The organism is Aneurinibacillus terranovensis DSM 18919, from assembly GCF_000430625.1.
GTDB classification, from domain to species: Bacteria; Bacillota; Bacilli; order Aneurinibacillales; family Aneurinibacillaceae; genus Aneurinibacillus_B; species Aneurinibacillus_B terranovensis.
The window spans coordinates 1-12,850 of the sequence record NZ_AUMJ01000034.1; the positions used below are offsets into that span (position 1 = coordinate 1).

Sequence of the window (12,850 nt, forward strand, 5' to 3'; positions counted from 1 at the left end):
TATCCCGAGCTTACAGGCAGGTTGCCCACGTGTTACTCACCCGTCCGCCGCTAACCTTTAAAAGCAAGCTTTTAAAAGTCCGCTCGACTTGCATGTATTAGGCACGCCGCCAGCGTTCGTCCTGAGCCAGGATCAAACTCTCCAAAAAAGTTTGACGCCCACGGATGGGCTAACGTCGACGTTGCAACACGATGTTGCGTTCTTAGTCAACGTTCCTTAATACTCATTTAAAAAGCTGGTCTTACTTAAAATCCAGAATTGTATCTGGGTTATATCGCACATTTGGCATTTCACTGTTCAGTTTTCAAGGAACTTCATGAGAAATCACTGTTTATCGAACCGCTTATCAGCGGCGACTTAAACAATATATCACAGAAAAAAATACTTAGCAAGCTTTTTAAAGAAGGTTTATTCTGGAAACGGCCGACTCCCTGTTAAATTCTATCCGCTTCCTTTTACATGCCCGCCGTTCCTGTGTTCGGCGCAAACTGTTTTACAGATCCTTAGTTGCCCTAATGCGTGTAGGGAAGTTTAAACTTCCCTACACGCTAACAAAGCATGCCGTATGTGCGCCAGAGCTCTTGGAGAAGCCTTAATTCTGGTGCAACGTTGGTTCTGTTTTTCCGAGTTTATGGTTTACATACCGTGCGGCCACAAACAGAAAATCAGATAACCGATTCAAATAGCGTATCACAACCGGATTAACCTCCTCCTTCTCCAACAAAACGATCACACTTCTTTCTGCACGCCGGGAAACCGTACGTGCCAAATGTAAGGCTGCCCCGGGCTGCGAGCCGCCAGGCAGCACAAAATTAGTGAGAGCAGGCAACGTTTCGTCCCATCTATCAATAGCATGCTCTAAAAATTCAACGTCGTCTTCTGCTATTTTCCACCCGACCTCTTTGCCTTTAGGTGTGGCCAACTCTGCCCCAATATGAAATAGCTTTGTTTGCACAACATGGAACACTTCAAAGACTTCCTGCCATCCCTCTCCTCCCGGCAGGAAACTCAACGCGAATCCAATGGCCGAATTCACTTCATCGCATGTCCCATACGCTTCCACCCGAGCATCGTTTTTCGGTACACGCACCCCGTAAACAAGACTCGTTTCTCCTTTATCACCCGACTTTGTATAAATTTTCATCGTTCATTCCCCTCTCATCTGACTATCAAATATTCTCCCCGTTACTTCATCACACACTTCCACATACCTCAACACACTTCACATGCTTGAAGCAAACTTTTTCACCCTTTCATCCTCTTTTTGCATGCTGCAGGCATCTTTACATCCTAATACATCCTAATAGCCCTTGCTGCAATCAATCCGGTTGAGCAATTCGGTCTCCTGCCCTTTATCGAAGGCGTTTAGATTATGATGAAAAATCTCCAATGCGCGTTCCATATAAAACGGTGAGCGGCCGGACAAATGAGGGGTAACAATGCAATTTTCCAATCCCCATAGAGGAGAAGACTCCGGCAGAGGCTCCTCGGAAAAAACATCAAGTACGGCTGCCTTGATCTTTTTTTCCTGCAAATGCAGGGTAAGAGCCTCCTCGTCAACAACCTCGCCTCTGGCAATATTAATTAGCACCGCTGTTTGTTTCATCGCCAAAAGTTCGTTTCTTCCTATAAGGTGATGTGTTTCTCTTGTTAAAGGAACTACAACAACAATATAGTCACAGGCGGGGAGTACCGTTAATACATCGTCCTGCTTATACATTTCGTCACATCCGGGTTTCGATGTCCCGCTTCGGCTAATACCAATTACGTTCATTCCAAACGCCTTAGCACGAATAGCGATTTCTTCCCCGATGGCACCTACTCCAATGATTCCGAGTGTTTTTCCGTATAACTCCTGAACGCGCAGCGTGCGGTTCCATTCCCGGTTTTTTTGCTTTTCATAAAGCACATTCAATTCTCTGGCCACCTGGAGCATCACACCAATTGTATATTCCGCCATTGGAATTTTATGAATTCCCTTTGCGTTTGTTACGAGAATACCCTTTTCTGCAAGAGATGGTAGCGGCATTTTATCCAGCCCGGCGCTTAACACCTGAATCCATGTAAGCCGCTGCATCGTTTCGATCAACTCACCAGTGAGGTCTTCTCCATATGTAACCACAATTTCAGCATCCGTAATATCATCTTTTGCCTCATGGATATTTTCATAGAAATAAAAGGTATGATGGGGAAACCTTTCCGTAAGAGTTTTCTGGTGGCGGCTGCTCATTTTAGCGGTTGAAACAATCTTCATACGTATCGCTCCTCTCCCGAATCGGGCCTATCCTTCAAACCTCAGATTTTTTGCAACGATAACAAGTTCCGTACTCTCCGGACCAAAGGTTCCCTTTTTAAAATCACCGTATCGGCCGACTATAGAAAAACCGACCAGGCGTAAAAGATGGTGGAGTTCAGCCGGATATATGTAGCGTATATGAAACGGCGCAACGACTCTTTGCAAAACGACACCCGAGCTGTCAACCCTTTCGTACTGCCTGATAATCTCCGCAATTTGCTGAAAGTGGTCATATCGGGTATAATCCCATACAACCAGTCGGTCATCGCTTCCGGGAATCTCATAAATCCCGCGCGTGGAACTTTTTTCATCCTGTTCATACAAACTCCGAATCGTAGGCACAAATATGTTTAGCGCAAGCAAACCTTCCTCACTGAGATGTTTCCTGATTTGTCTCAGGGCGATCATCTGGTCTTTAACCGTCAGCAAATGCAGGAAAGAACGGTACGGAATCATGGCCATTGAAAAAACTTGACGCAACTCGAACGTCCGCATGTCCCCTTCGACAAAGTTTATCTTGTCTTCCACCTTCATCAGCTTCGCTTTCATCCTGGCCTTCTCAAGCATGCGGCCGGATGAATCGACTCCAACCACATTCGTTCCGGTACGAGCAACCGGTATACTGATTCGACCTGTGCCGCAGCCAAGGTCAAGCACAGGTCCCCCGACGTTACCAGCTAATTCGGTATAAAACTCGATATCGTGTTCAAGCCCATTTGAAACAATGTCATAATAATCGGTCCAATCATAATGGGCAACTCCCACACCGGCACCCCCTTACATACATGCATATGTTAGCTTAAATTTTGTAAAGAAAACTTGGCTAGCGCCAAACCAAAGGCGCAGGCGATAGCCTTAGTTGCACTTATGCGTGTAGGAAAGTTATACTTTGCTATACGCTGAAATAAACGCAAGCGCTTCATCAACATGGCCGTCTACTTTTACTTTACGGTATTCTTTAACCAAGCGCCCTTCTTTATCAATAATAAATGTGGAACGCTCGATCCCCATGTACTCTTTGCCGAAATTCTTTTTTAGTTTATATACGCCATACAGCTCACAAACTTTTGCTTCCGTATCACTGAGCAGGATAAAAGGGAGATTGAACTTTTTAATAAATTTATCGTGGGACGTTAAATCATCCGTGCTGACACCGAGGATCACCGTATCTTTTGCTTCAAAATCATTTACTTTATCGCGAAAATCGCATGATTCCTTTGTACATCCCGGCGTGTTGTCTTTCGGATAAAAATAAAGCACCACATTTTTTCCGCGAAAATCGGATAAAGATACTTCGTCCCCGTTGCTTGCCGGAAGTGTAAAATCAGGAGCCGCCTGTCCAACTGTTACTGTAGCCATAAAAAAATCCTCCTTTTACATCATTTGTTTCCATCTTATCAAGTTTTCCCGTTGAAAACAAAAAGAGGAGCCGATTCTTTACGAACCGGCTCCGCGATAATTTTTGACTCCTATGTTCCAAACCGCAATGCCAATGATAAAAAACACGATGCCTATGACAGGCGTAAGCATGGTATAGACATAATACTCCTGCCTCCTTAAAAAATAGGCGGCCGGATATATGCCGACGAACGCAAACGGCAAAATCCACGTAAGCAAAATACGAATCGCCTTATTATAGATATTAACAGGGTAGCGCCCATAGTTCTGGATATTCCAAATCATCGGGGAAATCCCGGTTTTCGAATCAGAGAAAAAACCAAGGGCTGCAATCGCGACATATACTCCCCCGTAGACAAGAGCAGAAGAAAGGACAAGCAAGATAAAGATGATGGGATCATACCATGCAATCGCCAACCCCATATGCAATGCCGCATATGCCATGATAAGAATGCCGGTTACCGCACCCACGAGCGATTGGGGATCCATCGTCTCCAGCATGACCTGAAACAGATTGTGGGCGGGGCGTGTCAATACACGGTCCATTTCCCCTTTAATGATATACTTCTCCTGGAACTGCCAGAGGTTAAAGAAAGTTGAAAAAACAGCATAAGGCACGAGAAAAAAACCATATATAAAAATAATTTCGTCCCGTGACCAACCTTTTAAAAATGACGTATGCTGAAATACAACTAGAATAAACACCAGGTTTGTCACTTGAAAAATGAAATCGGAGAAAATCCCATTAATGAAGTCCATCCGGTAGGCAAACCGCGTTTTAAAATACTGTTTGAGATAATCCCAAAACAACATCAAATAAAACATGGATTATCCCCCCTGTACCACGATATTTTTGCGCGCTCTCCACCACAAGAACTGGAGCGGCACGATTAAGACAAGCAGCCAGATCACCTGAATGATGACAGCCGAATAGATGGCACTTCCTTTTAGCGCCCCGGTAAATATCATCCCGGGCAGGTAGCTGATCGCCTGGAATGGCAGAAACTTTAGAATATCCTGCGCCCATACCGGATAAAAACTAAGAGGCAGGATGAGGCCGGAAAACAGGTCAACCACTACTCGCTTAGCTCGCATAATCCCTTCATTATTATAGAAGAAAAAGGTAAGCAAACCAGTTAGAAGATTAATCTGCGTATTAATCGTAAAACTTATAAACAGACTTAACACATACCAGCCCCACATCCCGGGATTTGACGGGTAATGGATCGGAAAAATAAAACTGACAATGACCATGCCTGGCAGTGAGAAAAATACCAGGCGAAAAATTCCTTCACCCAATCCTTGCATCATTTTGACCATTAAATAATTATAGGGACGAATCATCTCAATGGCGACTTTGCCTTCTGTAATATCAAGCGCCATTTCCTGATCAATGTTATTAAAATAAAAAGCCCGCGCCATCCAGCTAACCGCCACATACGTCACCATCTGCATCGCGGTGAGACCGCCCATTTTCGAATGTCCGCCATAGATGGCATTCCAGAGGAAATAATACGCACCGATATTAATACTGTAAATGACAATCCCGCTATAGTAATTGACACGGTAAGCCAGCATAGTCAAAAAGCGGATGCGGATGATTTCCGCATACATTTTAAGCATAGGCAAACCCTTCTTCATAAATTTTACGTACAATCTCCTCGGTGCTGATCGCCTCAATGGAAACGTCTTTTACCTCGTAACGGGCAATAATCCGCGAGAGCAAATCCGAAACAGACAGCGCTTCTTCCGCGAATACGGCCCGATAGCGCAAATCGTTCTCCTTATGCCAAACCAGGGATAAATCCGCTGTTGCAGCCTGCAAATCCTCCAGGTAAACTGTGCTGCCGAATTCCACGTATACCGTCTTTTGATTGCCCCAGGTTGTACGCAGATTCGTCAGACCCCCGTCATAGATGATTTTTCCTTCGTCAAGCATTACGACCCGGGAGCACAGTGCTTCGATGTCGGACAAATCGTGTGTCGTGAGAAGAATCGTCGTCCCGTATTCCTGGTTGATTTCCTTCAGAAAATCGCGAATTTTTAATTTAACCAATACGTCGAGCCCGATGGTCGGTTCATCCAGAAAAAGGAGCGGCGGGTTGTGAATGAGGGCAGCGGCCAATTCACAGCGCATCCGCTGACCAAGGCTCAATTTACGCACCGGCCTTGTCAGAAGATCCCCGATATCCAGCACGTCAATTACGTGGTTCATATGCTTGTTGTATTGTTCGTCAGATAACCGATACACTTTTTTTAACAGCGTAAATGATTCCTGAACGGCGATATCCCACCATAATTGACTTCGCTGTCCAAACACAACGCCGATCGTTTTAACGAATTTTTCCCGTTCACGGTGCGGGTCCATTCCATTTACCCGCAGATATCCCGACGTTGGCATAAGAATACCAGTTAGCATTTTAATCGTCGTTGACTTACCGGCTCCATTCTCCCCGATATAGCCGACCATCTCACCCTCCCTTACCTTTAAATCGATATGGTCTACCGCCCGCATCGTTTTATACTCGCGATTAAACAAATCCCGGAACGCACCCGACAGACCTGTTCGGCTGCGATGTGTTTTGAATTCTTTTGTTAGTCCTTTTGCCTCGATTCGCAGCATGTGTAACCCCTCCTGTCGTTATCCATTTTACTATCATACCTCTTTTCTGTAATGATTTCATCTACCGTAAACAGGAAAAGAATCGGCTCTTTGACAAATACTCTTTGGCAAATATATATGATAAAGTAATAACGACAGAAAGCATAGGAGGCATGAAAGGTGGACCATTTACGTTCAGAGCAATTATACGAAGAAGCAAAAGATGTGATTTTAGGCGGAGTTAATAGCCCTTCACGCGCTTTTAAAGCGGTAGGGGGCGGCGCGCCTGTTACGATGGAAAAAGCCGAGGGAGCTTACTTCTGGGATGTGGACGGAAATAAGTACATAGATTATTTAGCAGCATACGGCCCTATCATTACCGGTCATGCTCACCCTCATGTTACGGAAGCCATTATAAGGGCCGCTCACAACGGGACACTGTACGGAACCCCTACCCCGTGGGAAATTAAATTCGCCCGAAAAATTCGGGAAGCCATTCCTTCCATGGAAAAAATCCGGTTTAACAATTCAGGAACAGAGGCCGTGATGACAACTATTCGCGTAGCGCGCGCTTATACCGGCCGCAATAAAATCATTAAATTTGCAGGATGCTATCACGGGCATTCCGACCTTGTACTTGTAGCCGCCGGTTCCGGCCCCTCCACACTTGGAATACCGGACAGTGCCGGCATTCCTCAGGCGATTGCTAACGATGTTATTACCGTTCCTTATAACGACGTCGACGCGTATGCAGCCGCTTTGGACAAATGGGGAAATGAAATAGCGGGAGTTCTTGTCGAACCGATCGTTGGCAACTTCGGTATTGTTACCCCGAAAAAAGGATTCTTAGAGGAAGTAAACCGTCTGACTCATGAAGCTGGCGGGCTTGTTATTTATGATGAAGTAATTACCGCTTTCCGGTTTATGTACGGGGGGGCGCAAAACCTTCTCGGTGTGACCCCGGATTTAACCGCTCTTGGCAAAATTATTGGCGGAGGCCTTCCGATCGGGGCATACGGCGGAAAAGCGGAAATCATGGAAAAGGTAGCACCGCTAGGACCCACCTACCAGGCCGGTACTCACGCCGGAAACCCCGCGTCTATCCAGGCTGGAATCGCATGTTTAGAAGTCCTGGGCCAAGAAGGCGTATACGACCAATTAGATAAGCTGGGAGCAATGCTCGAACAAGGACTCAGAGAAGGGGCTGAAGCTGCAGCGATTTCGGTCACAATTAATCGTGTCAAAGGCGCTCTTGCCATGTATTTTACCGATAAGCCGGTGACGAATTATGAGGAAGCACAGGCTACCGACGGAGAGGCATTCGCCCGGTTCTTCCGCTTTATTCTTGAAGAAGGGGTATGCCTGGCTCCATCCAAATATGAAGCCTGGTTTATTACAACCGCGCATACAGAAAACGACATTCAGGAAACGATAAATGCAGCACATCGCTCTTTCATTAAAATGCAGCGTTAATTATATTTATTCAATATTTATGCATTGCCAGAGGAATGAGACAGGAGTCTCGTTCCTCTTTTATAGGCAAATATTTAAAATCACTCACCTTTTTGTCACATAATATAACATTTATATTTCATCTGCCAAAATATGAGCTTTTTATCCAAATGAAAGCATTACAATATCGAACTATAATAAAAAATTACCTTTTATTATTCGTGAAAATAATTGTAGATATTATATTCTGACTATTGCACCGATGTGACAATTCACTAATAAAAACGCTTACATATGAATATTTAATCATCTCGCTATTGTACGCACAGCAAATCCGTGATATTCTATATTTACTTTTCAGATAGTTATGTCTTATTGTTTTTTGTCGAAATCGTTTAAAAAACCTCATTAACATATAGAGATAACAAAATGAGAGATTTACACTACGCACTGGGAGGTGAAGGTCAGGTTAGCTGACCGAAACGATGAAAGTAGCTGATTTCGGGAATTTCCGCAACCATCTTGCGGAAGAACATGATAGCTGTGGCATCGTCGCAATCATTGAGAAAAATGGAAACCCACACCGGGATAATATCTCCAAAATTATAGATGCCCTCATTAAGATGGAACATCGTTCTGGTTTTATTGACGGCGAAGGGGATGGTTGCGGAATTTTAAGTGATATTCCGCGCGAGTTGTGGGCCAAGAAGTTAACCGATGCCGGTAAATCCGCTGAACTGGCCTATTCCCCTTCGTTTGCTGTCGCCCATATTTTTATTCCGACGCGCGACTTTAACGTCGGGCAGGTCATGGCAGATATTCGGAATATGTTTACAGGCAGCGGCCTTTCCATTCAACTGGAACAGGAGAACGCTGTGAACAGCGAGGTGCTTGGAAAAAACGGACGGGCAGACGAGCCGCTGTTCTGGCAAATCGCTTCTAACTATGAAGGTTCGGAAAAAATCGAACAGGTTTTATTTGAATTGCTGATTGCCATTGAAGAAAAATATAACGTTCATGTAGCTTCACTGAGCAACTATTCGGCCTCCTACAAAGTAATGGGCGCGGCCAACATCCTGCCGGAATACTTCCAGGATATTCAGGATCCGTTATTCGCCTCCTCTGTTACGGTAGGTCATAACCGTTATTCGACAAACACACTTTCGAACTTTTTCCGTGTGCAGCCGTTTTCGATTCTGGGGCATAATGGTGAGATCAATACGATCCGCAAACTGGAAAACGAGGGGAAGATGCTTGGTGTTGACCTTGTAAAAGGCGGCAGCGACTCGCAGAACCTCAATCGGGTGATCGAAACGTTCATTCACCGTTATGGGCTTTCTTTATTCGAGTCTATGGAGATTATTTTCCCTCCTATCATTAACGAAATGAAAAACCTAAAGCCGGAACTGCAGGACTTGTACGTATATTTCCGCCAGACGTGGGGCCATTTCGCCCAGGGACCTGCGGGTATCGTGTCGCGCTATGGACATGAATGTATTTTTAGTGTTGATGCCCTCGGCCTGCGACCACTGTGGATGGTTGAAAGCGAAACGTCCCTTTATTTTTCATCGGAACAGGGCGTTATCCCGGTTTACGAAATGGTGAGTGAACCGAAAGCTCTGGCTCCAGGTGAAAAAGTCGGCATTCAGCTAAATCCCGGTCAGCCGATTACGGTTGTTCCGCATCATGAGGTGCAGCGTCTAGTCCTTGCAAGGGCAAGTCAAAAAGCTGACTTTAAAGATTTTAACAAGCAGCTCCTTTTTGCTAAAGCGGCAGCCGCTAAAAATCCGTATGCGGACATTGACAATGTAACTAATCAACTGTATTCGGCATTCGGCTGGGAGAGGGAACATATTCAACTGGCGGAGCAGATGTCGGCCAGCAGTGCGGAACCGATTCGTTCACTCGGCCATGACGCACCGCTAGCAGCTATTGCGAACGCACGGCAAAACTTGCCTGATTATATAAAGGAAAGCGTAGCGGTAGTAACCAACCCGGCGATTGACCGCGAGCGTGAAATCGAGCATTTCTCGACACGGACGATACTTGGCGGACGTCCGGCTTTCTATCCGAATGTTAGACAGGTCACAGAAGGAATAGAGCTTCCTTCTCCCCTCCTGTTTGAAGGAAAAACCCTGCAGGCATTGGCTGAAAAACTGGGAACCCTGTCGTTGGAGCAGATTACTGAACACTTCTCACCCGCCTCCAGCATCATTTACACTCATTTTAATGAGGGAGAATCCATCGCCGATGCGCTCGAACGCATTGCCGCGAACGCCGTAGCTGCTGCACAGGAAGGATCACGGATCATTCTGCTTGATGACGGACAATGCCATCAAAACAATAAATACTGGATCGATCCGCACCTCGCTATCTCCAAAGTGGATAGCGCGCTAAAAATGAATGGGGATAAACAAAGCCGGCTGCGCCGCCAAGTAAGCCTGGTTTTACGTTCGGGTGCGATTCGCAGCCTGCACGACCTGGCGCTTGCCTTTGGTCTTGGTGCAGATGCCGTCTCTCCTTATCTCCTTTTTGCCACTGTTTTTGCAAAAGAAGGGGAAGTTTCCGTACACAATCTTTATCAAGCATTGAATAAAGGATTGGAAAAAGTCATTTCAACGATTGGGATTCACGAACTGCGCGGCTATGACCGTCTTTTCTCCTCTATCGGATTGCACCAGGAAGTGGCGAATGTTCTGGATATCGTGAACTTCTGCGGCAGTGAGAAAGCCGGTTTATCGTTTGCAAACCTTGAAACAGACAGCAGAGCCCGCCATGACGACTTCACCAATGACGAAGCAAGGCCAGCGAAAATATTCCACTTGTGGCCGCGCATTTGGAAATCTATCGGTGAAGTGGCAGCCGGTAAACTGCCTTATCATGAATTCGCGGAGAAGCTGCGGGAGCAAGAAACAGAAAGTCCTACTTCCATCCGTCATCTTGCCGACTTGGATAAATCAAAAGCGAAACAGACCGTGGAGCCCGCTTCGGTTGACATATCCATCGGGGACCACAGCCTGCCGTTCCTTATTTCTTCGATGTCCTTCGGATCACAGAATGAAATCGCGTTCCGGGCGTATGCCGAAGCGGCGGACCAGCTTAACATGATCAGCCTGAACGGTGAGGGTGGCGAAATAAAGGATATGCTTGGCAAATACCGTCGAACCCGAGGACAGCAAATCGCTTCCGGCCGTTTCGGGGTGAATGTGGAACTCGCCAACTCGTCCAACCTGCTTGAAATTAAAATCGGACAGGGCGCGAAACCCGGGGAAGGCGGCCACCTGCCCGGGAAAAAAGTAACCGCCAAAATTGCCGCCGCGCGTAACGCTACCATTGGTTCAGACCTGATTTCACCGTCCAATAACCATGATATTTATTCCATTGAGGATTTGGCGCAGATGATAACCGAATTAAAGACGGCCAATAATGAAGCAAAAGTTTGCGTAAAAGTGCCGATCGTTCCTAATATCGGAACAATCTCGGTAGGAATTGCAAAAGCAGGCGCTGACTTCATTACCCTGAGCGGATTTGACGGCGGTACAGGAGCGGCACGCGTGCATGCGCTGCAGCACGTTGGGCTTCCGGTTGAAATTGGTGTCAAAGCAGCTCATAACGCTCTTATCGAAGCGGGCCTGCGGGATAAAGTTGAAATATGGGCAGACGGCGGAGTAAAGAGCGGTCTCGACGTAGTCAAGCTCGTCCTGCTCGGAGCAAACCGCGTAGGTTTCGGCACACTTGCCATGCTTGCGGTAGGCTGCACCACCTGCCGCGGTTGTCACCTTGACACCTGCCATGTGGGGATCGCCACGCAAATTGAAACCGTTGAAGAAGCGAAAGAGCACGGGTTGCGCCGATTTGTACCTCGCGTTTACGACATCGCTGTGGAGAACCTGAAACGCCTCTTTACTGACATCGGTCAGGATGTAAAAAAACTTACGGCAGAACTGGGATTCACCCGTACCCAGGATATGGTCGGCCGTGCTGACCTGATGGTACAGGTGCGCTGTTTGGAAGAAATGGATTTATCCGCTCTGCTTTCAAGCGCATCCTACCCACATTCCGAACCTGTTAAGGTAGAATCCAAAGTTTTAGTTGCGATCGGCGGAGAATCGTACGAAGCACCTGATAGCTATGCTTCTCCACACGCACCGATCCAAGAGAGGTTCACGGATGTTTTGAGCGACCAGCGGGTGCTGGGAAGCCGCTATTCAGGCGCCCGGGTTAAACCGTATCTGGATGGTAGCTACGTTAATCTTCCCGAAGTTTCACTTACTTTTGATAATGGATCGGTTCCCGGAAACGGACTCGCCGCTTTTAACGCTCAGGGCGTTTCCATCCGCGTGCGCGGCGGTGCGCAGGACGGCGTTGGTAAAACGGGCTTTGGCGGACGTGTTAGCATTATGAAATTCCCGAATGCCCGGCGCCAATTTATAAACGGGTCTGTAGGTAAAAGCTTCTGCTACGGCGCACAAAAGGGATTATATATCGTTCAGGGAAATGCTGATGCCCGCGCATGTATCCGTCTTTCCGGTGCGGACGTCATCATTGGTGGTGAAATTCAACAGCCTATCACGGATGAACTCGGAGGAATCGGAGCACGCGCCAATATTAAAGGATTTGCCTTTGAATATATGACGAATGGCCGCGCGGTCGTACTCGGTGACCCGGGACCGTGGATTTGCTCTGGCATGACGGGTGGTACCGTATATTTGCGTGTTCAACCTGAAATGGGGCTCGATGAAGCCGCTCTTAAACGCCGAATTGCAAAAGCCGCCAAGGTTACACTTCAGCCGTTAAGTCAAAACGGCAAAGAAGACTTAAACTACCTGCTTGGCGAGTATATTAAAGAACTGCAGGCCAGCAACCAGGCGGAAACAGCAGCTCGAATCCAAAGCTTACTCAATAGAGCGGAAGAGCATTTTATGATGGTGACTCCTGTAAAAGAACAGGCCGATCCCTCCATTGCTACTGAATAAAACGTGTTTTATTTTTCACCTGCGGCTTCCCACTGCAGTGTGATTTACTACCTCATAACGAGCAACCGCTCTCTCCCATGGAGCGGTTGCTTTTTATTTTTTCCGTGGTAATATACAGTAATACCG

Annotated in this window: 9 protein-coding genes and 1 rRNA gene; 2 read left to right on the forward strand and 8 right to left on the reverse strand. The window is 46.6% G+C overall.

Annotated elements, in window-relative coordinates; genetic code table 11:
• The 8 genes from H525_RS0106765 to H525_RS0106800 all read right to left on the reverse strand — a co-directional run.
• Positions 1–148: ribosomal RNA gene (locus tag H525_RS0106765) — 16S ribosomal RNA — on the reverse strand; the annotation flags it as partial.
• Positions 149–592: 444 nt separating this feature from the next.
• Positions 593–1,144: a cob(I)yrinic acid a,c-diamide adenosyltransferase gene (locus H525_RS0106770; RefSeq protein WP_027415586.1), complete on the reverse strand. Its 552-nt coding sequence runs from the start codon at positions 1,142–1,144 to the stop codon at positions 593–595.
• A gap of 156 nt (positions 1,145–1,300) precedes the next feature.
• Positions 1,301–2,254, reverse strand: coding sequence for a D-2-hydroxyacid dehydrogenase (locus H525_RS0106775; RefSeq protein ID WP_027415587.1), 954 nt, complete (start codon positions 2,252–2,254; stop codon positions 1,301–1,303).
• A 27-nt stretch (positions 2,255–2,281) separates the two neighbouring features.
• A complete protein-coding gene (locus tag H525_RS0106780) occupies positions 2,282–3,061 on the reverse strand; it encodes a class I SAM-dependent methyltransferase (protein WP_027415588.1) in 780 nt (259 codons plus the stop codon).
• A 117-nt stretch (positions 3,062–3,178) separates the two neighbouring features.
• On the reverse strand, positions 3,179–3,655 hold the full coding sequence (gene bcp / locus H525_RS0106785) for a thioredoxin-dependent thiol peroxidase (RefSeq protein ID WP_027415589.1): 477 nt from the start codon (positions 3,653–3,655) through the stop codon (positions 3,179–3,181).
• A gap of 78 nt (positions 3,656–3,733) precedes the next feature.
• Positions 3,734–4,519 carry an ABC transporter permease gene (locus tag H525_RS0106790; RefSeq protein ID WP_027415590.1) on the reverse strand — a complete coding sequence of 262 codons (786 nt, stop codon included), beginning with the start codon at positions 4,517–4,519 and terminating at the stop codon, positions 3,734–3,736.
• A 3-nt stretch (positions 4,520–4,522) separates the two neighbouring features.
• Positions 4,523–5,317, reverse strand: a complete 795-nt coding sequence (locus tag H525_RS0106795; RefSeq protein ID WP_027415591.1) for an ABC transporter permease — start codon at positions 5,315–5,317, stop codon at positions 4,523–4,525.
• Positions 5,310–6,317, reverse strand: a complete 1,008-nt coding sequence (locus tag H525_RS0106800) for an ABC transporter ATP-binding protein (protein WP_027415592.1) — start codon at positions 6,315–6,317, stop codon at positions 5,310–5,312. The genes H525_RS0106795 and H525_RS0106800 overlap by 8 nt, the downstream gene beginning before the upstream one ends.
• Positions 6,318–6,476: 159 nt before the next feature.
• Between H525_RS0106800 and H525_RS0106805 the strand changes: the two genes are divergently transcribed.
• Both H525_RS0106805 and H525_RS0106810 read left to right on the forward strand, forming a co-directional pair.
• Positions 6,477–7,769 carry a glutamate-1-semialdehyde 2,1-aminomutase gene (locus H525_RS0106805; RefSeq protein ID WP_027415593.1) on the forward strand — a complete coding sequence of 431 codons (1,293 nt, stop codon included), beginning with the start codon at positions 6,477–6,479 and terminating at the stop codon, positions 7,767–7,769.
• Between the two features lie 464 nt (positions 7,770–8,233).
• Positions 8,234–12,724: a glutamate synthase-related protein gene (locus H525_RS0106810; RefSeq protein ID WP_027415594.1), complete on the forward strand. Its 4,491-nt coding sequence runs from the start codon at positions 8,234–8,236 to the stop codon at positions 12,722–12,724.
• Positions 12,725–12,850 lie beyond the last annotated feature (126 nt).